Source organism: Exiguobacterium sp. s70 (assembly GCF_018618315.1).
In the GTDB taxonomy this organism is placed as follows: Bacteria; Bacillota; Bacilli; order Exiguobacteriales; family Exiguobacteriaceae; genus Exiguobacterium; species Exiguobacterium chiriqhucha.
Genome location: NZ_JACSLV010000001.1, coordinates 148,623 through 170,280, shown reverse-complemented (window position 1 = coordinate 170,280; position 21,658 = coordinate 148,623). Strand labels below are relative to the sequence as shown.

At 54.4% G+C, this 21,658-nt stretch carries 20 protein-coding genes; 17 read left to right on the top strand and 3 right to left on the bottom strand.

Annotated features, from left to right (window positions below):
• Positions 1-47: 47 nt before the first annotated feature.
• The 4 genes from KNP84_RS00900 (at position 48) to KNP84_RS00885 (ending at position 5,518) form a co-directional block, all read left to right on the top strand.
• Entirely contained in the window at positions 48-1,019 is a 972-nt protein-coding gene (locus tag KNP84_RS00900) for a BMP family lipoprotein (protein WP_021065655.1), read from the top strand.
• Positions 1,016-2,659 carry a methyl-accepting chemotaxis protein gene (locus KNP84_RS00895; protein WP_215114049.1) on the top strand — a complete coding sequence of 548 codons (1,644 nt, stop codon included), beginning with the start codon at positions 1,016-1,018 and terminating at the stop codon, positions 2,657-2,659. Before KNP84_RS00900 ends, KNP84_RS00895 begins: the two co-directional genes overlap by 4 nt.
• A 155-nt stretch (positions 2,660-2,814) precedes the next feature.
• The gene (locus KNP84_RS00890) at positions 2,815-3,384 is read left to right on the top strand and encodes a helix-hairpin-helix domain-containing protein (RefSeq protein WP_021065657.1); all 570 of its coding nucleotides are present in this window, start codon (positions 2,815-2,817) and stop codon (positions 3,382-3,384) included.
• A gap of 1 nt (position 3,385) precedes the next feature.
• A complete protein-coding gene (locus tag KNP84_RS00885; protein ID WP_215114048.1) occupies positions 3,386-5,518 on the top strand; it encodes a ComEC/Rec2 family competence protein in 2,133 nt (710 codons plus the stop codon).
• Positions 5,519-5,577: 59 nt separating this feature from the next.
• On the opposite strand, the gene KNP84_RS00880 is transcribed toward KNP84_RS00885, so the two are convergent.
• The gene (locus tag KNP84_RS00880; RefSeq protein ID WP_016508105.1) at positions 5,578-5,742 is read right to left on the bottom strand and encodes a YqzM family protein; all 165 of its coding nucleotides are present in this window, start codon (positions 5,740-5,742) and stop codon (positions 5,578-5,580) included.
• A gap of 90 nt (positions 5,743-5,832) precedes the next feature.
• On the opposite strand from KNP84_RS00880, the gene holA reads away from it, so the two are divergent.
• Positions 5,833-6,843: a DNA polymerase III subunit delta gene (gene holA / locus KNP84_RS00875; protein WP_235045161.1), complete on the top strand. Its 1,011-nt coding sequence runs from the start codon at positions 5,833-5,835 to the stop codon at positions 6,841-6,843.
• Positions 6,844-6,852: 9 nt separating this feature from the next.
• The gene (locus tag KNP84_RS00870; protein WP_215114047.1) at positions 6,853-7,287 is read left to right on the top strand and encodes a GNAT family N-acetyltransferase; all 435 of its coding nucleotides are present in this window, start codon (positions 6,853-6,855) and stop codon (positions 7,285-7,287) included.
• A 30-nt stretch (positions 7,288-7,317) separates the two neighbouring features.
• On the opposite strand, the gene rpsT is transcribed toward KNP84_RS00870, so the two are convergent.
• The gene (gene rpsT / locus KNP84_RS00865; RefSeq protein WP_021065661.1) at positions 7,318-7,578 is read right to left on the bottom strand and encodes a 30S ribosomal protein S20; all 261 of its coding nucleotides are present in this window, start codon (positions 7,576-7,578) and stop codon (positions 7,318-7,320) included.
• 220 nt (positions 7,579-7,798) lie between these two features.
• On the opposite strand from rpsT, the gene lepA reads away from it, so the two are divergent.
• The 5 genes from lepA (at position 7,799) to hemW (ending at position 14,373) form a co-directional block, all read left to right on the top strand.
• Positions 7,799-9,622, top strand: coding sequence for a translation elongation factor 4 (gene lepA / locus KNP84_RS00860; RefSeq protein WP_021065662.1), 1,824 nt, complete (start codon positions 7,799-7,801; stop codon positions 9,620-9,622).
• Positions 9,623-9,723: 101 nt separating this feature from the next.
• Positions 9,724-10,800 carry a 3-phosphoserine/phosphohydroxythreonine transaminase gene (gene serC, locus KNP84_RS00855; RefSeq protein ID WP_215114046.1) on the top strand — a complete coding sequence of 359 codons (1,077 nt, stop codon included), beginning with the start codon at positions 9,724-9,726 and terminating at the stop codon, positions 10,798-10,800.
• Positions 10,778-11,941 (top strand): 3-phosphoglycerate dehydrogenase family protein, encoded by a 1,164-nt coding sequence (locus KNP84_RS00850; RefSeq protein WP_021065664.1) that lies wholly within the window; start codon positions 10,778-10,780, stop codon positions 11,939-11,941. The genes serC and KNP84_RS00850 overlap by 23 nt, the downstream gene beginning before the upstream one ends.
• Positions 11,942-11,953: 12 nt before the next feature.
• The gene (locus KNP84_RS00845; RefSeq protein WP_214835169.1) at positions 11,954-13,138 is read left to right on the top strand and encodes a DUF1015 domain-containing protein; all 1,185 of its coding nucleotides are present in this window, start codon (positions 11,954-11,956) and stop codon (positions 13,136-13,138) included.
• 65 nt (positions 13,139-13,203) lie between these two features.
• Positions 13,204-14,373: a radical SAM family heme chaperone HemW gene (hemW, locus tag KNP84_RS00840; protein WP_131471284.1), complete on the top strand. Its 1,170-nt coding sequence runs from the start codon at positions 13,204-13,206 to the stop codon at positions 14,371-14,373.
• Positions 14,374-14,411: 38 nt separating this feature from the next.
• Here hemW and KNP84_RS00835 read toward each other — a convergent pair whose 3' ends face one another.
• On the bottom strand, positions 14,412-15,017 hold the full coding sequence (locus tag KNP84_RS00835) for a DUF1054 domain-containing protein (RefSeq protein WP_214756530.1): 606 nt from the start codon (positions 15,015-15,017) through the stop codon (positions 14,412-14,414).
• 191 nt (positions 15,018-15,208) lie between these two features.
• Between KNP84_RS00835 and hrcA the strand changes: the two genes are divergently transcribed.
• From hrcA to KNP84_RS00805, 6 genes are all read left to right on the top strand, one after another.
• Positions 15,209-16,231, top strand: coding sequence for a heat-inducible transcriptional repressor HrcA (hrcA, locus tag KNP84_RS00830; RefSeq protein ID WP_215114045.1), 1,023 nt, complete (start codon positions 15,209-15,211; stop codon positions 16,229-16,231).
• Positions 16,232-16,248: 17 nt separating this feature from the next.
• A complete protein-coding gene (grpE, locus tag KNP84_RS00825) occupies positions 16,249-16,821 on the top strand; it encodes a nucleotide exchange factor GrpE (RefSeq protein WP_029595210.1) in 573 nt (190 codons plus the stop codon).
• Between the two features lie 29 nt (positions 16,822-16,850).
• Positions 16,851-18,674 carry a molecular chaperone DnaK gene (dnaK, locus tag KNP84_RS00820; RefSeq protein ID WP_029595211.1) on the top strand — a complete coding sequence of 608 codons (1,824 nt, stop codon included), beginning with the start codon at positions 16,851-16,853 and terminating at the stop codon, positions 18,672-18,674.
• 109 nt (positions 18,675-18,783) lie between these two features.
• The gene (gene dnaJ / locus KNP84_RS00815; protein ID WP_058763959.1) at positions 18,784-19,893 is read left to right on the top strand and encodes a molecular chaperone DnaJ; all 1,110 of its coding nucleotides are present in this window, start codon (positions 18,784-18,786) and stop codon (positions 19,891-19,893) included.
• A gap of 18 nt (positions 19,894-19,911) precedes the next feature.
• Entirely contained in the window at positions 19,912-20,850 is a 939-nt protein-coding gene (gene prmA, locus KNP84_RS00810) for a 50S ribosomal protein L11 methyltransferase (RefSeq protein WP_029595213.1), read from the top strand.
• 3 nt (positions 20,851-20,853) lie between these two features.
• Positions 20,854-21,600 (top strand): 16S rRNA (uracil(1498)-N(3))-methyltransferase, encoded by a 747-nt coding sequence (locus KNP84_RS00805; protein WP_214835167.1) that lies wholly within the window; start codon positions 20,854-20,856, stop codon positions 21,598-21,600.
• Positions 21,601-21,658 lie beyond the last annotated feature (58 nt).

Below are 21,658 nucleotides of genomic sequence, written 5' to 3'. Positions count from 1 at the left end.
TGACGATAAGTGAGATGTCAGACCATTAGAGAGAGGAAGTAGCGATTATGAAGAAATCACTCATCATCGGCTTGTTGGCCGCATGTGTGACTTGGTTACCAGGTTGTCAGTCTGTGATTGACCAACCGGAAGCAACCGTTGAAACCCGTCAATCGATGGGCGTTGTGTTGTCTGATGTTGGTCTCGGGGACCAGTCATTCAGCGATGCGGCGATGCGCGGCATGGGACAACTCCGTGAGACGGGGGAATGGTTCGTCGATTACCGCGAGTTGGATGAGACGGAAACGTACAAGGCCGGGTTCGAACAGCTCGTCGCCGACGGACATGACGTCATCATCGGGCTCGGGTTCGCTTGTCAAGAGGACTTGGAAGCGGTAGCGGCCGAACATCCGGAGCAACAGTTCGCGTTGATCGATGCCGTATCGACGTTACCGAACGTCATGTCCGTGACGTTCAAAGAGACGGAAGGAAGTGCGCTAGCCGGTGCAGTCGCGGGGCTCGAGACGGAATCGAACAAAATCGGATTTATCGGGGGCGTCGACAACGAACTGATTCAAAAGTTTGGGACTGGCTTCGAACTCGGAGCGAAAAGTGTCAACGATGACGTGACGATGCTCGTCGACTATGCGAACGATTTTGCATCACCTGAAATCGGGCGCGAATTGGCAGAGAAACAGATTGAAGCCGGAGCGGACGTGTTATACGCCGCTGCAGGACTGACAGGGGTCGGAGTTCTAGAGGCGGCTGAGCGGAACGGTGTGAAGGCCATCGGGGTCGACAGTGATCAATCGATGATTGCACCGGACGCGGTCATCACGTCGATGTTGAAACAAGTTGATTTGGCCATCGTTGAAATCGCGAATCGACTCGAGAACGAGGCGTTCAATACCCACGTCGAACTCGGAATCGATCAAAACGGTGTCGGTTTGGCCGCTCTTCGTCGTGTCCAGTGGGATGACGAAGAGACAAAACAGTTTGAGGCGTTTCAGAAACAGTTGATGGAGGGGACGCTGAAATGAGTTTACGGAAACGGTTTATCTTTTCGACCGTGTTCACGGTCTTGTTGATTGTGTTGATGATGAGTTACGTTTTGACGACACTCAATCGTCTACAGACGTACAATGAACAATACGGCACGCAAATGATCGAGCTGTCACAGCTCGAGACGTCGCTCTTGCAAGAACAGTCGCTTTGGACATCGCTCGGCGAGCAGATGAGTCAATCGACGCTGACGCAACTCGAGCGCATCCGGGCGACGAACGGAGAAACGTTTGCGATGCTCGAACAGACATATCTGATTCCGGAGTTCGCGACGCACCTTGAACGGGCGACAACGAAGTATGAACGGATTGAAGCTGAAGTGGAGACGGCCGAGGCAGGCGGAATTGCGGCCCGGATTCAAGCCGCCAAACTCGAAGGAGTATTGAACGATGTGAACACGCTCCTCTTGAAAAATGGTACGTTCTATGAAGCGCTACAGGCCGAGGCGGCGAGCGAGACGAAACGTCTCCTGCTCGTATCGGTATTGTTGACGGTCTTCGTCATCGGCGCACTCAGTGTCTATAACTTCTTCTTCGCCCGCTCGATCACCCATCCGCTCGAGCGAAACGTTGAGGCGGCGGAAGCAATCGCGGCCGGCCGGTTAATCACGTTGCCGGATTCGACGCGCCGTGATGAAATCGGACGGTTAGAGCGGGCCATGCAAGAGATGACGATGTCGCTCCAGACGGTCATCGGGTCCATTCGCGTCACGTCGATGAAAGTGAACGATATGACGGAGACAGCGGCCGCCGAGAACGAGGCCGTGGTCAGCACGACGTCGAACATCACGAATGCGGTCGATGAGATGGCGAACGGGGCGCAGTCGATTGCAACGGAACTGCAAGAGACGCTCGAATCGGTCGGCATCATGGCGACCTCGTTCGAGACGAGTTTGAACCAGACGAAGCAGACGACTGAACAGACGACCGAGATGACTCGTGAAGTCGCGGCCGGTATCGAGACGCTGACGGACCAGGAAGCGATTCTAGAGCGCTCGAGCGCGCGCAACGCATCACTCGTCAATCGGATGGATGACTTCGCCCGGAAGACCGAAGAGATTGAGAAAATGGCGAAACTCGTGGAAGACGTCGCCGCCCAGACGAACCTGCTCGCCTTGAACGCCGCCATCGAGGCTGCACGGGCTGGCGAGGCCGGACGAGGGTTTGCAGTCGTTGCCAGCGAAGTCAAGAAACTGGCTGAAGAAAGTAACGTGGCGACACGTTCGATTTTCGGAGTCGTCCAGACGATTCGCGATGAGGTCGTCCGCTTGACGGACATGGTCGAAGAGTCGAGTCGTGAGCAGACGGCACAGCTCGAGGCGTTCGGATTGACGAAGCAGGCGTTCAGTCGAATCCATGACCGGACCGATCACGTCGCCTCGTTCGTCGGGACGATCGAGCGCGAGATGGTCGCATCGAGCACGGAAGTCACGAACGTCTTGAAACGGGTCGAGGAAGTGAGCGGCGTGACCGAGGAACTCGCGGCGGGCAATGAAGAAGTCGCGGCCTCGATGAAAGAGCAACAAGCGAGCTTCGATCAAATTTTCGCCTTGATGCAGGAGTTAGAAGGGCAGGCCGCCGCACTCGCGAGCCAAGTCCAACATTTTGAAGAGAACTGAGACAAGTTTCGGCTTGTCTCTTTTTTGTCGTCTCGAAGCGGATGCGACACACGTCCATCAGGGTCATAAGCGCGTCAGAAACGTCAAAGGAGGAACGGGCGCACCGATGTCTATTTGCTCATACTAGAGGGGAGACTCACGCGAGGAGGAGACGTATGGAAAAGTGGAGACGGTATGTCGTCGTGCTGCTCGTCGGATTATTCATTGGGGTGGGCTATATGTTTTACTCGAAAGAACCGGAGACGCCGATGGTCGAACAGTTCGTGGCGACACCCGAGCCGGAAATCGAGCCGAGCGTCCCGACCGAAATCGTCGTCTATGTGACCGGGGCGGTCGAGGCGCCCGATATGTATACGATGCCGCAAGGGGCCCGTGTCGGGGATGTGTTGTCTCTCGCCGTTTTGACGGCCGAGGCTGATCCCGAACAATTGAATTTGGCCCAATTGCTCGTCGATGGGACGAAAGTGAGCGTCCCGAAAAAAGGGGAGACGGTCGTTGTGCCGGCCGCTGAAGAAGCGGGCGGGGGGACGAACGGGGTCCATGTCAACAGTGCGACGAAGGACGAATTGATGACCGTACCGGGCATCGGTCCGGCCAAAGCCGAGGCGATTCTCAATCATTTGAAACAGCATGGGCCGTTCAAGTCATACGAAGAGATCGGCAACGTCAAAGGGTTCGGGGAGAAGACGTTAGAAAGTATGGAAGGTTATCTCTTGGTTCCATGACATGCCACTATATCCATTGTTGCCAATCAGCCTATTCATTGCCGGGATACACGGATCAGTCGCCCTCTGCCTCCTGTTGTCTGTCGCCATCGTCTTCACTTGGCGTGGTCAATCCGTCTATGCGCACATTGGTGCCGTCCTGCTCGTCCTGTTCGTGTTCGTGCGTCCTGACGCCGAGCCGTTGCCTGTGGACGGACCCTATCTGTTCGCCATCGAGAGCCGGCGGGACAATGGCCAATCGGGGCGGCTGTATGGACAAATCGACGGAAGGGAAGGTGTATTGACCGGTCGTGACCTCTCGCTCGGTCGTCCCGGAGAGACGTGCCTCGTCACGTTCAAGCAGACCCCGTTCGCACCGTTGCGCAATACGGGTGGGTTCGACGAGGCGGCTTGGGCGTACGGGGCCGGACTTGCGTTTAAAGGGAGTGACGTCGCCATCGAGGCGTGTCGTCCGAGTGACGGCATGAGTGGACGGATGCTCCGTTGGAAGGAACGACAGCTCGCAAGAATCGAGACGACGTATCGGCCGGATGTGGCGCTTTATATGGAGGCGTTATTGTTCGGGGAGAGTCGGTTGCTCGATGAGAATACCTCGTTTTCTTACCGGGTGACCGGTCTGCTCCATCTGCTCGTCATCTCCGGGTCACATATCGCGCTCCTCGTGCTCGGATTGCGTTGGACGACGCGGCCGTTGCCGCTCCGACGAGAGACGAAGACAATGTTGATTCTCGTTGTGGTCACGTTGTTCGGATGGTTGACCGGGTTTTCGCCGCCAGTGGCGCGGGCCGTGCTCGTCGCCGATGTGCTGCTTGTGTTGTCACTGTTCGGTTACCGTGTCCGCGACCCGATTCGGTTGCTCAGTTGGTGCGCGGCGTTCTTGCTCGCCTTGCAACCGTATTTGTTTTGGAACTTAGGGTTTCAGTTGACGGTCGCGATGACGTTGTTCTTGCTCGTGACACGCTCGATTTGGACCGGACCGTTCGGACTGGCCGTATACGCCCAATGGTTCGGGCTTATCTTGTTATGGCCCGTTCAACCGGTTATATCGGTGTTGGCACCCGTGTATAACGTCGTCGGCGCTTTCTTAATTTCCTGGGTCGTCATTCCGCTCGCCCTGTTTGCGTATATTGTACCGACCGCAGAGCCGCTCCTGCATCCGATCCTCGATGGCCTGAATGGGACGTTCGCCCTGCATCACGATTGGCGGCCTTGGCTTCCGCTGCATGAGTTTACGTTTTGGCACGCTCTTGGCCTCGCTGTCGTCCTGTGGGGCGGATTGATGCTCCTTGAGTGGAAACGATGGAGCGGTTGGGGGCTTGCCGTGATTGCGCTCTTGCTCATGCATGGCGTCCTTGAATGGGTCGAAGAGCCGCGCGTCACGTTTTTAGACGTCGGACAAGGCGATGCCGTCGTCGTCGAGTACGGCGAGGTCACGGGAGTCATCGATGTCGGCGGAGTGTTTCAAGACCCGAAAGAATCGAAACGGTCCACCTATGACCCGGGAGCGGACGTCGTCGCCCCGTACATATGGAAGCGAGGGGAGACGCGCCTCGACTTCTTATTGCTTACCCATGCCGATCATGATCACGTCGGCGGACTGTCCGGTTTGCTCTCGTCCATCGAAGTCGATGAGGTGTGGCTCTCGGCGGAAGTAGCGGATCAAGGCAAACGGGACGAGTTACTGGCCGAGCTGGAGACCTATCAAGTCCCGGTCAGGCTCCTGTCGAGCGGGGATAGGCCGTATCCATGGATGTGGGTCGTCGCACCGGGAGAGGCGGGCGAGGACGAGAATGCGAACTCGGTGTCGCTGTTCATGCAGGTCGGGGCGCTCACGTATTTATTGACTGGGGATTTGCCGGACACGCGGGAAGAGATGATTCCGACCGTTGACGTCGATGTGTTCAAATTAGGGCATCATGGGTCGAACACATCGTCGAGTGAGGCGCTGTTGAACCGAATCAATCCGGAATGGGTCATCATCAGTGTCGGAAGGAACAATCGTTACGGACATCCGCATCTTGACACGCTGCAACGTCTCGAGGGAAAGCGGGTATTACGGACGGACGAGGACGGGATGGTCGTCTGTGAACGAAATCGGTGTCGCGGGATTGTGACGAAGGCAGTACCGCCATGAAAAACTATGATAAACTAAAAAAGCGATTGCTCCCCCGGGGCAATCGCTTTCTGACTGACTTATAAGCTCAAGAACTTGATGAGGACACCAATCGCGAAGATGGTGAAGAAAAAGCCGAACGGGACGATGAAGCCGATTGCTGAATCGATGGCATCGTTACGTTTGCACTGTACGTCGTTCTCGAACGGGTTTTCGCTTTGTGGGCGAACAGAGTTAATATGCATAGTGAGTCCCTCCTTGAAATGGTTCCGTCCTAAGTATAGCGAATCAGTGAAGGATAATCTATGTTTAGATAAGAATAAATTGTGAAAGTGGTGTGTGTTTTGAATGAACCGTGGCTGCATAACGGAAAGTTGTCGAACGTGTACGTCCTGTTTGGGACAGAAAAATATTTGCTAGAGACGTGGGAGCGGGCCATCATCAAAGCGGCCAACCCATCTGGTGACCACTTTGATGTCATGCAGCTCGACTTGCACGAGACGTCACTCGACACGGCGCTCGATGAGGCGGAGACGGTACCGTTCTTTAGCGAGTATCGGACCGTCATCGTCAAACAAGCGCAGTTCTTGACGGGGGCAAAAGAGAAGCAAAAGCAAAACGTCGAGCGATTGACCGAATACGCGTTACAACCAGCGCCTTATTCCGTACTCGTCTTTATTATCGAAGCGGAGAAGCTCGACGAACGGAAAAAAGTCGTCAAGCGCTTGAAAGAGCGGGCCATCGTGCTCGAGGCGAAAAAACCGAGCCAGTCGGAGCTGATGCGCTACGTCGGCGACGAGCTGAACCGGCGCGGCCAAAAAATGGAGCGGGCGACCGTCGAACGGCTGTTATTCCTCTGTCAGGATGATTGGGGCAAACTCGTCCGCGAGCTCGAGAAGTTGCAACTGTACGCGAGTGAAGGGGCAGAGATTCCGATTGATATCGTCAACGATCTCGTCCCGCGGACACTCGAAGACAACGTGTTCCAACTGTCCGAATTCTTAGTGGCCCGTCGTGCGGATGCGGCGCTTCGGCTCGTCCGAGATTTAGAGAAGCAAGGTCAAGAGCTGATCGGTTTGTTAGCACTCCTCGCGCGACAGTATCGGAATATGTATCTCGCGAAACAGCTGACGGAGAAGGGGTATGGCGAGAAGCAAATCGCCTCGAAAATCGGGGCGCATCCGTATACGGTGAAACTGGCCTCGCAAGCGAGCCGGAATTTCTCCGAGGCTCAGCTCGGACGGGCACTGACATTGATTGCCGACGCGGATGAGGCGATGAAGACGGGACGGGGTGACAAGCAGATCGTGTTTGATACGCTCGTCTGCCAATTGACATTACTGTGAGGTGAGGACATGGGGTTACAGGAAGTAGGGTTAGAAGCAGTGATTCCGCTTCGACATGAAGTGTTGCGGCCAGGATTGCCGGTGGAGACGTGTTATTTTGAAGGGGATGACGCGGAGACGACGCGTCACTTCGCCTGGGTCGAAGGCGGTCGTGTCGTGTCGATTGCGACCGTGATGGAAGTGGGGCGTGACTTCGATGGTCAGACGGTGCCGTACCAACTCAGAGGGATGGCGACTGACCCGACATCTACTGGTCAAGGGATTGGCTCGTCGTTTTTACAGGCGTTGCATGAAGCGGTCAATGAGTCGTGGTGGTGCAACGCCCGAGAAGTGGCAGTCCGTTTTTATGAGCGGAACGGGCTAGTCGTCGTGGGCGAACCGTTCGAGATTCCTGAAATCGGGACCCATTACGTCATGCGAACCCAAAAAACAGCCGGCTCCTAATGGAGGCGGCTGTTTCGTTTTAGTCTCTAATTAGAGAGCTGCGATGCGAGCTGCAAGACGTGATTTGTCACGGCCAGCTTTGTTTTGGTGGATAAGACCTTTTGCTGCAGCTTTGTCGATTTTCTTCGTAGCGAGGACGAAAGCTTCTTGAGCAGCTTCTTTGTTTCCTTCGAGTACGAGAGCGTCAACACGTTTCACTGCTGTACGCATTGCTGCTTTCTCTTGCGAGTTCGCGACGCGACGCTTTTCAGAAGTTTTTGCACGTTTGATTGCTGATTTGATGTTTGCCATTGTTTTGTCACCCCCTGAAACAAGAAAGTGTATGTTCTTATTACTTCAAGTAATCATTCAACAGAACAAGCACAATTGTAGCAAACGCTTATTCGAAAAGCAACCACTTGATGATTATTCTGAAAACTATATGTGGTATTGTTGAAGTAGGTCGTACACATTAACTTAGGATTTTGATATAATGACACGGTATGCATGAGAAGGATAGGTGAACCCATATATGAACAAACAAGAATTAGAGAATCGTCAGAAGAAGATTCGGAACTTTTCCATCATCGCTCACATCGATCATGGGAAGTCGACGCTCGCTGACCGGATTCTCGAGAGAACTGGTGCGCTCACGGCGCGTGAAATGAAAGAACAGACGCTCGATGCGATGGATCTCGAACGGGAACGTGGGATTACAATCAAGTTGAACGCCGTTAAATTGAACTATACCGCAAAAGACGGAGAAGAGTACATCCTTCACTTGATCGATACACCGGGACACGTCGACTTCACGTATGAAGTGTCACGTTCACTCGCAGCATGTGAAGGGGCTGTCCTCGTCGTCGATGCGGCGCAAGGCATCGAGGCCCAGACGCTCGCGAACGTTTATCTCGCGCTTGATAACGACCTTGAAATCATCCCGGTCATCAACAAGATCGACTTGCCGTCTGCGGACGTCGAACGCGTCCGTCAAGAGATTGAGGACGTTATCGGTTTGGATGCGAGTGATGCCGTACCGGCTTCGGCCAAAGCGGGAATCGGGATTGAAGAGATTCTCGAACAGATCGTCGAACTCGTCCCAGCACCGACGGGAGATCCGTCAGCGCCACTTCAGGCGTTGATTTTCGACTCGTATTATGACGCTTATCGCGGCGTCGTCGCTTCGATTCGAATCGTCAACGGTTCGGTCAAAGTCGGAGACAAGGTACAAATGATGTCGACGGGCAAATCGTTTGAAGTCACGGACCTCGGCGTCTCAACACCGAAACCGTTATCGGTGAAAGAATTGAATGTCGGCGACGTTGGGACGCTCTCGGCGTCGATTAAAACGGTCGGCGACGTTCGTGTCGGTGATACGATCACACTCGCCAAAAACCCTTCGACGGAACAACTCCCGGGTTACCGGAAGATGAACCCGATGGTATACTGCGGTCTCTATCCGATTGACGCGGCGAAGTACAACGATTTGCGTGAAGCGCTTGAACGGCTTCAGTTGTCGGACGCGGCGCTCGAGTTCGAGCCGGAGACGTCACAGGCACTCGGATTCGGATTCCGGAGCGGATTCCTCGGTATGCTCCACATGGAAATCATTCAAGAGCGAATCGAGCGTGAATTCGGCATTGATTTGATTACGACGGCACCGTCGGTTATCTATCACGTCACGACGACAGCAGGGGACGTCATCCACGTCGACAACCCGTCGAAGATGCCAGAACAGCAAAAAGTTGAATTGATTGAAGAGCCATACGTCAAAGCGGCCATCATGACACCGAACGATTATGTCGGTGCCATCATGGAGCTCTGTCAGAAGAAACGCGGTAGCTTCATCGATATGCAGTATATCGACACGACCCGCGTCAAAATCACGTACGACATCCCGCTCAGTGAGATCGTCTACGACTTCTTCGACCAGTTGAAGTCGAGCACGAAAGGCTATGCGTCGCTCGATTACGACTTGATCGGCTATCGTCCGTCGCGACTCGTCAAGATGGATATCCTCCTCAACAACGAGCTCGTCGATGCCTTGAGCTTCATCGTGCACCGTGATTTCGCCTACGAACGTGGGAAGGTCATCGTCGAGAAGCTGAAAGCACTCATCCCGCGGATGCAGTTCGAAGTGCCGATTCAAGCAGCAGTCGGAACGAAGATTGTGGCTCGCTCGACAATCAAGGCACTTCGTAAGAACGTCCTCGCCAAATGTTACGGTGGTGACATCTCGCGGAAACGTAAATTGCTCGAGAAGCAAAAAGAAGGTAAAAAGCGCATGAAGATGGTTGGTTCCGTCGAAGTGCCACAAGAAGCATTCATGTCCGTCTTGTCGATGGACGAAGAATAATCGTTCGCCCTTATCTCCGGATAAGGGCGATTTTTGTCATTTGGCAGGATTCGGCACGTCAGGCACGGAATAGTACGTACTTACAGAGAAATAGAGGAGGAGTGGCGGTGATCTATAATTTTTCAGCCGGGCCGGGCGTCTTGCCGGAACCGGTCTTACGTGAAGTGCAAGCCGAGTTTCTTTCCTATAAACAAGGGGTGTCCATCGTCGAGATGAGTCACCGTTCCGACACGTTCGCCACAATCGTCGAGCAGCTCGAGGCGAGACTGCGGCGGTTGATGCAGATTCCTGACGACTATGCAGTCCTGTTTCTACAAGGCGGTGCCACCCTACAATTCTCGATGGTGCCGATGAACCTGCGCGAGTCGGGGCGCTTCGCCTATCTCGACAGCGGGATTTGGTCGAAAAAAGCGATTGCTGATGCGAAACACTACGGTGACGTCGTCGTCGCCGGCAGTTCGGCAGCGGTCAAGTATCGAGACCTTCCCGCATGGCCAGAGACGATTTCAGACGTCGACTATCTTCATGTGACGTTGAACAACACGATTGAAGGGACGCGCTATACGAAACTGCCGGACACGGGAGTCCCGATCGTCGCCGACGTCTCGTCGAACATCTTGGCGGAAACGATTGACGTCAAGCGCTATGGGCTATTATATGCCGGTGCCCAAAAAAATATCGGGCCGGCCGGATTGACGCTCGTCATCATCCGTCGCGATTTGATTGTCGACCGTGACTTGCCGTCATACCTCGCGTACAGCAAGCACGTCGATACGCTGCTCAACACTCCATCGACGTTCAGTCTATACGTCGCCGAGCGCGTGCTCGCCTGGGTCGAGGGAGAAGGCGGGGTCGACGCGATGGAACGTCGCAACGTCGAGAAGAGTGGTCTATTTTACGACGCCTTGGATGCATCGCCAATGTTTCATGCCGTCGTCTCGGGCAAGGACCGGTCGCTGACGAACATTCCGTTCACAACAGGGGATGCTGAGACGGACCGGGCGTTTCAACGATTCGCCGAGGCACGCGGGTTAATCGAGCTCGGGGGTCATCGTTCGGTCGGCGGCCTGCGAGCCAGTCTATACAACGCGATGCCGCTCGAAGGCGTGAAGCGTCTCATCGATGTGATGCATGAGTTTGAACAGGAGGGACAAGATGTTTCATATAAAAACGTATAATCAAATCGCAGAAGACGGGTTACGGCGTTTCGAGCCGAGCGAGTATGCCGTCAATGACGCCGAACAAGCGGACGCCTGGGTCATTCGGAGCCATGACGTCCATCAGGCGGACATCCCGCCTTACTTGCTCGCCATCGCCCGGGCCGGTGCCGGCGTGAACAACATCCCGCTCGACCGGCTCGCCCGTCAAGGGGTCGTCGTGTTCCATACGCCGGGCGCGAATGCGAACGCGGTCAAAGAACTCGTGCTCGCCAGCATGCTGTTATCGGTCCGTCCGATTTTGGAAGGGGCGAACTGGGTCAACAATCATACGTTTGCCGATCAGACATCGCTCGAAGAAGCGATGGAACAACAGAAACGGCGTTTCGTCGGGTCCGAACTGCGAGGCAAGCGCGTCGGCATCGTCGGTCTCGGTGCAATCGGGGCGTCGCTCGCGAACGATTTGCTCCATCTCGGCATCGACGTCATCGGGTACGACCCGCACTTATCGGTCGACGGGGCCTGGAATATCTCACAACAAGTAAAACGGGCGAAGCAGTTGAGCGAGTTGCTCGCCGACGTCGACATCCTGACGATTCATATGCCGCTCACGGATGACACGCGCCACATGATTGATGCGACATGGTTCAAGCAGATGAAACCGGGCGCTACCGTTTTGAATTTCGCCCGGGGTGAACTCGTGAATGACGCCGATTTGTTAGAAGCGCTCGATGACAACGTGGCGACATACATCACTGACTTCCCGAAACAAGTGCTGCTCGGACATCCGCAAGTCGTCGCGTTCCCGCATCTCGGCGCCTCGACCCACGAGTCTGAGGTGAACTGTGCAATCCAAGCCGTCGATACGCTCAAACTGTATCTCGAGACCGGTAGTATCCGAAACTCGGCCAATTTCCCGAACACGGAACTCCCTTACGTCGGCAAGCGGCGTTTGGCCGTGCTCCATTTGAACGTCCCGAACATGGTCGGTCAAATCGCGAGCCGGCTCGCCGAGAACGGAATCAATATCGACAACATGGTCAACCGGAGCCGCAACGACGTGGCCTATACGTTGATCGACATCGACAACCATAAACACGAGACGCTATCTGTGCACGCCCTGTACGACATCGAGGGCGTCATGCGCGTCCGCGAATTTTAAGGAGGAATGATCATGGTCGTATTCAAACCGTTTGCCCCATACATGCCAACCCATCCCGAGAACGTCGCAGCCGACCCGTACGATATCGTCAGCGTCGAACAAGCACGTGAAGACGTCAAACTGCGTCCCGACTCGTTCCTTGCGGTCGATAAACCAGAAGTGTTCACAGCGGACATGCCGCTCGAGGCGTGGGGACAACGAGCCCGTCATGAGCTCGAACGGCTTTATAAGAGCGAGTTGACCGAACGGACCCACGGGTTTTATGTTTACCGGCTCATCGATCAAGGGCGTGTCCAGACAGGGCTCGTCGCCACATTCTCGGTGACCGATTATGAGGCCGGTCGCATCAAGATTCATGAGCACACCCGTGCCGCGAAAGAACGCGAACGCGTCGAGCACGTATCGGCGACGAAAGCGCACACGGGTCCGATTTTGATGAGCCACGCGCCGGACGAAGGGTTGCGTCGCATCTTGGACGACGCGACGACAGGAGAGGCGTTGTTTGCCTTCACGGACAGTGAAGGTGTCATCCATGAAGGCTATGCCGTGCCATCCAAGCATCAAGCACGCGTCATCATGCTCGGGGCCAGCATTCCGGCCATCTATATCGCCGATGGGCATCACCGGGCCAAAGCCGCAGCCGTCGTCGCACGGAGCCCGATTCATGAAGGGGAATCGAAACAAGAGCGGGACCACTTCCTCGGCGTCTTGTTCCCGAGCGATGAGCTGACGATTTTGCCATATCACCGGATCTTGAATCAAGTGGACACAGAAGAAGTGATGGTGCTGCTCGAAAGTCTGGATTTATCGTATGACCTCGAGTCGGTCCCTGCCTTGTATGTCCCGAACGAGCGGGGCACGTTCGGTTTGTCTTACCGGGGCGAGCATTTCATGCTCAAAAAACTGCAGACGACGACGTCGCTCGACGTCGCGACGCTGCAACGGGATGTGCTCGAACCGTATTTTCACGTCACGGACGTTCGCACCGATCACCGAATCGATTTCATCGGCGGCAAGGACGCACCGAAACGTCTCGCCGACTTGGCTGAACGTGATGACGTCGTCGTATTGACGTGTCATGCCACGGCGATGGAAGAGCTGATGCGCGTCGCCGACGAGAACGGTCAAATGCCGCCAAAATCGACGTGGTTCGAACCGAAACTGAAGAGCGGTCTGTTCATTCATCGGTTCGATTGAACGTGCAGAGTGGCGTCTCGGCGTGAAAAGCGTTATAAATGGAAGAGAAGAAAGGGGTGGCCGCCATGGCTAAAGCCGTATATCTTCACATTCCATTTTGTGAACATATTTGTTATTACTGTGATTTCAACAAGGTGTTCTTAAAGAACCAACCGGTTGATGACTATTTAGATGCACTTGAACGGGAAATCATCCTCTCGCTCGAACAATATCCGACCGATACGATCGAGACGATCTTTATCGGCGGTGGGACACCGACGGCGCTCAATGAGGCGCAGATGAAACGACTCATGGATATGGTCGCGCGTCATCTGCTCCCGCTCGCGTCTCCAAATTTGGAGTATTCGGTCGAGGCGAACCCGAACTTCGTCAGTGCGGAGAAACTCGACACGATGAAGCAAGGAGGGGTCAACCGCGTCAGTTTCGGCGTCCAAACGTTCGACGACGGCGGACTCGAGCGCATCGGACGGACGCACCGGGCCGATGACGTGTTTGCGACCGTGACGGAAGCTGCGAAGCGATTCGATAACATCTCGATTGACTTGATGTTCGGGTTGCCGGAACAGACGCTCGAGCAGATTGAGCGCGACCTCGACTTGGCGTTCGAGCTCCCGATTCAACACGTTTCTTCCTATTCGTTGATTCTCGAGCCGCACACCGTGTTCGCGATTCAAGAGCGAAAAGGGAAGCTGCGCCTTCCGGGCGAGGACATTGAAGTCGCGATGTATTTGAAAGTGATGGAGACGCTCGAACGGCGTGGATTGAAACAATATGAGATTTCAAACTATAGCCTTGAAGGACGGGAGAGCCGTCATAACCAAGTGTACTGGCGCAACGAAGAGTATTACGGCTTCGGCGCCGGCGCGCACAGTTATTTGAACGGGGAACGTCGGGCGAACATCGCCCCGATTCCGCACTATATCAAAGCGGAGGGGTTACCGGTCCGCAATACGACGACGCTCGAGATATTCGAGAAGATGGAAGAAGAACTGTTCCTCGGACTCCGGATGCGCCAAGGCGTGTCGTTTGCGACGTTCGAGTCGAAGTACGGTGTATCGATGCGTTCGGTGTTCGGGCACGTCTTGACGGAGCTCGAGGCGAAGCGGTTGATTGAGACGACGGACACACACGTCCGCTTGACCGAGTCGGGACTCCCGCTCGCCAATGAGGCGTTCGCGGCCTTCATCGGTGAAGCGCGTGTGAATGACGCTCACGATCAACCTTCATTATCATAAAAATAGGGCGGACCCGACTTGGGTCCGCCCTTGATTGTTTATAAGACGAGGTCGCGATAAATCGGCATGAGCCGGCTGAACGTATCCTCGACGAGCGCCAGGAAGGCGGCTTCGTTTTGAAGGATCGACGCATCGGCCGGAAGTTGGCGGCCGATTAAGAAGTCAGCTTTTTTCACGGTCGCGAAGCGTTCCGTCATCGTCTCAATCGATTCGGCTGACATATCCTCGATTAAAAACGCGTCTTTCTTCATATGGTCCCCGGCGATATGGAAGTCAGGGAAATCCGATTTGAAGTCGAGTGCCATAAGCCGGCGGCCGATTGCTTCCTTGTTCGGCATCTCATAGATGAAGGCGAGCCAGACGAAGACGCGGTCGTCGAATAAGCCGACCTGGAAATGGGGATGTTTCTTATAGCCGCGTTTGTCATGGCAAATCGCCATCCACGTGTCCTTCGGCGGATTGACCGTCCGGCGGGCATGCTTGGCGACATGTAAATAGAGCGGGATGCCGACGTCGGCTTCGAGCTGAGGCCCGACCTCGTCATAAATCCGGTGAAACAGCGGTTGAATCTCTGAGCGGATCCCGGCCATCCGGGCGTCGAGTCCGTCTTGCGTGAATACGTCGAATTGTTGTGTTGTAAACATCTAATCACCTCATTTCGTATCATACCGAATGTTGACGAAACATGCATATCCGAACGCTTGAACGGACTGGAAAAAATGAGCCAAATGAATTGACAAATAAGGAGAACATGATAATATTTGAAGTGTGATTAGCACTCAGTAAATATGAGTGCTAATAAAGCGAGGCCAATCCTTCAGAGAGGAGTGATGTTGTGCTGACAGAGAGACAATTGCTCATTTTACGAGCGATCATCGATGATTATATTCAGACGGCTCAACCGGTCGGGTCGCGGACGTTATCGAAGCGGGATGACTTATCATTCAGTTCGGCGACGATCCGTAACGACATGGCCGATTTAGAAGACATGGGTTTGATTGAAAAGCCGCATACGTTGGCCGGACGAATCCCGTCCGAAATCGGCTATCGGTATTATGTCGACCATCTCGTCGAGACGAAAATCATCGACGAGCGCGAGACGTATCGTCTCGGTGAACGACTGCGCGCTTCGGCCCAAGAGTCGGAAGTGCTCATCCGTCAAGCCGCTGACCTGCTCTCTGATTTGACCAACTATACGACGGTGGCACTCGGTCCGAACAGCCAGATGAATCGCCTGGCCCGAATCGACTTGATGCCGCTCGACGAACGGCGCGGCGTCGTCTTGATCGTGACCGATCAAGGCCACGTCGAACATCGGACGGTCGTATTCGACTCTCCGATGGCGCCTGACTTGGTCGAACAGACGATTCGTTTCTTGAACGATCGTCTCAAAGGGACTCCACTCGGTCAGCTAAAGTTCCGAATCGGGGAAGAAGTGGCCAAACTTCGACTCGCGCACCAGGAACAATTTGAGTTCATGATGCAACTCATTCAATCGACCGTCGAAGTCCAACATCCTGCTTCGCTATATCTAGGGGGGAAGAAGAACATCTTCAACCAACCTGAGTTTCAGACGCTCGACACGTTGCGTCCGTTCCTCGAATGGATCGATGAACAGGAACGGTTGACCGACTGGCTCGAATCGTTGCCAAACCGCGAGATTTATGTGAGCATTGGTAGCGAGAATGGCATCGTCGCGCTTCAAAATTGTAGCGTCATCACGTCCGACTATACGCTCGACGGGAAGACGTTCGGGACAATCGCCATGATTGGACCGACCCGGATGGACTATCGACACGGTGTCCAAATGATGGGACAAATCATTGAGGCGTTAAGGCGAACGAAATTAGAAGAGTGATGGAAAGGAGCCTCATTATGACAACTGACAAACAAAACGGGCCTGAACCAGAAGAAGTGCTCGAAGAAAAAGATTTTGATCCGAAACAGACAGAGGCTGTCGAAGCAGAAGAGGTTTCAAATGTTGAGTTTGTGGAAGAAACTTCTGAAGGGACGGATTTACAAAAAGAAATCGACGCACTCAAAGCGAGCGAGCTCCGCATCCGTGCGGACTTTGATAACTTCCGTCGTCGGACGAACGAAGAGAACGCGAAACGCGTGAAGTTCGCGTCACAAACGGTCGTCGAGAAGTTGATTCCGCTCATCGATAACTTCGAGCGCGCGCTCCAAGTCGAGGCGACTTCGGACGACGCCAAGCAGATTCAAGCGGGCGTCGACATGATTCACCGCCAGTTACTCGACGTCTTGAACGGTGAGAACGTCGAAGTGATTGAAGCGGTTGGCCAACCGTTCGACCCGAACTATCATCAAGCGGTCATGCAAGAGCCGAGCGATGAGTTCGAATCGGGCATCGTGACGATGGAGCTTCAAAAAGGGTACACGATGCACGGACGCGTCATTCGTCCGAGCATGGTAAAAGTCTCAGAATAACATTACTTAATTAGATGGAGGAATAGACAATGGGTAAAATTATCGGAATTGACTTAGGTACAACGAACTCATGTGTGGCAGTTATGGAAGGTGGCGAAGCAGTCGTCATCTCGAACGCAGAAGGGAACCGTACGACACCATCTGTCGTCGCATTCAAAGGCGAAGAGCGTCAAGTCGGAGAAGTAGCGAAACGTCAAGCGATCACGAACCCGAACACGATTCAATCGATTAAGCGTCACATGGGAACGTCGCATACGGTCGAAGTTGACGGTAAGAAGTTCACACCGCAAGAAATCTCGGCAATCATTTTGCAGAAATTGAAAAAAGATGCAGAAGACTACCTCGGTGAAACGGTGACGGAAGCAGTCATCACTGTACCTGCCTACTTCAACGATGCGGAGCGTCAAGCGACGAAAGATGCAGGGAAAATCGCCGGTCTCGACGTCAAACGAATCATCAACGAGCCGACGGCAGCTGCACTCGCTTACGGTCTCGATAAAGGTGAAGACCACACGATCTTGATTTATGACCTCGGTGGCGGTACGTTCGACGTCTCGATTCTCGAACTTGGCGACGGCGTCTTCGAAGTTGTCGCAACAGCAGGGGACAACCGTCTCGGTGGTGACGATTTTGACCAAAAAGTCATCGACTATCTCGTAGCAGAATTCAAAAAAGAGAACGGCATCGACCTCGCTCAAGACAAGATGGCGCTTCAACGTTTGAAAGATGCAGCCGAGAAAGCGAAGAAAGACCTTTCTGGTGTGACGAGCGCGCACATCAGCCTTCCGTTCATCACGGCCGGAGCAGCTGGTCCGCTTCACCTTGAAACGACACTCACACGTGCGAAATTCGAAGAGTTGACAGCCGACCTCGTCGAGCGCACGATGGAGCCGACTCGCCGCGCGTTGAAAGACTCAGGTCTTACACCGTCTGACCTCGACAAGATCATCCTCGTCGGTGGTTCGACACGTATCCCAGCGGTTCAAAAAGCGATTCACGACTTCACGAAGAAAGAGCCGTTCAAAGGCGTGAACCCGGATGAAGTCGTCGCCCTCGGTGCCGCAATCCAAGGTGGCGTCCTTGCCGGTGACGTCAAAGACGTCGTCCTTCTCGACGTGACTCCGCTCTCGCTCGGTATCGAGACGATGGGTGGCGTGATGACGAAGTTGATCGATCGCAACACGACGATCCCGACTTCGAAATCACAAGTCTTCTCGACGGCGGCTGACAGCCAGCCAGCGGTAGACATCCACGTCCTCCAAGGGGAACGTCCGATGGCACCAGACAACAAGACACTCGGTCGCTTCCAGTTGACGGACATTCCGCCGGCACCACGTGGCGTGCCACAAATCGAAGTCAAATTCGACATCGATGCGAACGGAATCGTTCACGTATCGGCGAAAGACCTCGGTACGAACAAAGAACAGTCCATCACGATTCAATCGTCTTCAGGGATCGACGAGGCTGAAATCGAGCGTATGGTAAAAGAAGCGGAAGCGAACGCGGAAGCTGACAAACAACGTAAAGAAGAAGCTGAACTCCGCAACGAGACAGACCAACTCGTCTTCGCAACGGACAAGGCGATCAAAGACCTCGGCGACAAAGTCGACGCTACGGACAAAGAGCGCGCTGAAGCTGCGAAAGAAAAAGCGAAAACGGCACTCGAAGGCACAGACCTCGAAGCCCTCCGTACGGCGAAAGACGAATTGTCGAACGTCGTGCAAGAGTTGACGCAAAAAGTATACGCGAACATGGCTGAACAGCAAGGTGCTGAAGGTGCAGAGACGCAGACGGAAGCGAAAGACGACAACGTCGTTGACGCTGAGTTTGAAGATCTCGACGATCGCAAATAAGGCAACCGATAGAGAGGAGAGCGCCAAAGCAGGTTTCTGCTTTGGCTCTTTCCATGTTAAGGTAGATTCGGTAGAATTTTAGTTTAGACAGTGTAGAGGAGAGAGTAACGTGGCGAAACGAGATTATTATGAAGTGCTTGGCCTAGATAAATCGGCCTCGGCACAAGACATCAAACGTGCTTATCGCAAGCTGGCACGCCAGTATCACCCTGACATCAACCAAGAGCCGGATGCGGCCGACAAGTTCAAAGAGCTCGGTGAAGCATACGAAGTATTGTCAGACGAACAGAAACGGGCCCAATACGACCGTTTCGGTTTTGAAGGGGCCAGCCAATTCGGCGGCGGTGGCGACTTCCAAGGCGGCTTCGGTGACATCTTCGACATGTTCTTCGGTGGCGGTGGGGGACGTCGTCAAGACCCGAACGCTCCACGACGCGGGGAAGACTATCAATACGTCGTCGACCTCGATTTCATGGAGAGTGTGACCGGCAAGACGGAAATCATCGACCTTGAGATTGAAGTCGAATGCGACACGTGCATGGGTAGCGGCGCCAAACCGGGAACAAAACCGGATACGTGCGGCCGTTGTGGCGGCAGCGGTGTCGAGACGGTCGAACAGAACACGATTCTCGGCCGGATGGTCAATCAACGGACGTGTAGCCAATGTCACGGTAGCGGGAAGACGATTAAAGAAAAATGTGAGACGTGTCACGGCTCTGGCCATGTGAAGAAACAGAAGCAAGTCGAAGTCAAGATTCCAGCTGGAATCGACAACGGCCAACAAATCCGTCTATCAGGCAAAGGTGGTCCTGGCTTTAACGGCGGCCCAGCCGGCGACCTGTATATTGTCGTTCGCGTCCGGGCGCATGAAATCTTTGAACGGGTCGACCAACATATCACGATGGAGATGCCGGTCACGTTCGCCCAGGCCGCACTCGGTGCGGAACTCGAAGTTCCGACCGTCCACGGTAAAGTAAGTTTGAAAGTTCCTGCCGGTACGCAGACCGGTTCGCGATTCCGGTTGCGCGGCAAAGGGATGCCGAGCGTCCGCGGCGGCGGCAATGGCGACCAGTACGTCAATATCGTCATCATGACGCCGACGAATATGACCGACCGTCAAAAAGAATTGCTCCGTGAATTCGAAGAGATTAGCGGAGAAGCAGGCGTCGAAGAACAACACGGCCTGTTCCAAAAGATGAAGAAGTTTTTTAGCCAGTAAAAGGAGCGTGTTCAAACAATGAAATGGTCTGAAATTTGTGTCCACACGACACAGCAGGCAGTCGAAGCCGTATCGAATTTACTACATGAAGTGGGGGCACAAGGGGTCGTCATCGAGGACGTCGAAGATTACGACCAGATGATGGCCGAAGACCATTTCGGCGAGATTTGGGACGTGTCGGGCCGCGAATCGTATCCAACATCAGGTGTGTACGTGAAAGCATACGTACCGGCCTCAGGTGATTTCCAAGACACGCTCGCCGCGTTCAAAAAAGAAGTGGACGGCTTGCGTCATGTGCTCGATATCGGCACCGGTGACGTGACGGTCGTCGAGATGGACGAAGAGGACTGGGCCCATTCGTGGAAGCAGTACTACAAGCCCGTCAAAATCTCACAACATTTGACGATCGTCCCGCTTTGGGAAGATTACGAGCCACAACCGGAAGAGAACGTCATCTTGCTCGATCCGGGTATGGCGTTCGGGACGGGGACGCATCCGACGACGATGCTCTGCATTCAGGCGATCGAGAACTATATCCGACCGGGTGACCGATTGATTGATGTCGGCACGGGTTCAGGTGTCCTCGCGATCGCCGCTGCGAAGCTTGGGGCCGAACGAGTCGAGGCACTCGATTTGGATGCGGTCGCCGTCGAATCGGCGCGTCAAAACGTCGAGACGAACGGTGTCGGCAACGTCATCGACGTGAAGACGGGTGACTTGTTGAAAGGGATGACGGGGGAGTATGACCTCGTCGTCGCCAATATTTTGGCCGACGTCATCATGCTGTTCATCGATGATGCATATGCGCGCGTCAAACCGGGCGGCTATTTCATCACGTCGGGTATTATCGGACAGAAGCGGGCCGAGGTGACAGAGGCGCTCAAGGCGTCCGGATTCGCGATTGAAGAGACAAGGGTCATGGAAGACTGGGTCGCCATCATCGCGAAGAAAGGATGAGCCATGCAACGATACTTTTTACCGCGTGAGTCATTTGTCAATGACACGGCCACCTTACCGGCCGACGTCGTCCATCATATCGGGACAGTGCTCCGGGAGACGCCCGGTTATCGGATGGTGCTTTTAGACGGTACCGGCCTCGAATATGAGGCTGAGGTCGTAACGCTCGAGAAGAAGACGGGCACGGCCCGGGTGCTCGAACGCCGTCAAGCGACGACCGAACTTCCCGTCGAGGTGACGCTCGCCTATGCGCTTCCGAAAGGCGATAAAGTCGAACTCGTCGCCCAAAAAGGGACTGAGCTCGGCATGCATCACTTCTGGGTGTTCGAATCGAAGCGCTCGGTCGCCAAATGGGACGCCAAAAAGGCACCGAAAAAAGTCGAACGGCTTCAGAAAATCATGCAGGAAGCGGCCGAACAGTCGTACCGCGCCGTCGTTCCGATGTGTCAATACATCACACCACGGGAACTGACGGACCGCATCGATTCGTTCGATGCCGTCGTCATCGCCTATGAAGAACAAGCGAAGCAAGGGGAGCAAGCAGCGTTTGCGACGGTGTTGCAAGCACTTCGACCTGGGGCGAAGCTCCTGCTCATCGTCGGGCCGGAAGGCGGCTTTGACGAAAGTGAAGTGAATGAGTGGACGGAACGCGGGGCCAAGGCCTGTGCTTTCGGACCACGCATCTTGCGTTCGGAGACGGCGCCGCTCTATGCGCTCGCCGCTGTCTCATATGCGCTCGAATTGAATTAACACATCAAACGGCTCTCGCGGATGCGGGAGCCGTTTTTGTACCTAGAAAAAACAGGCT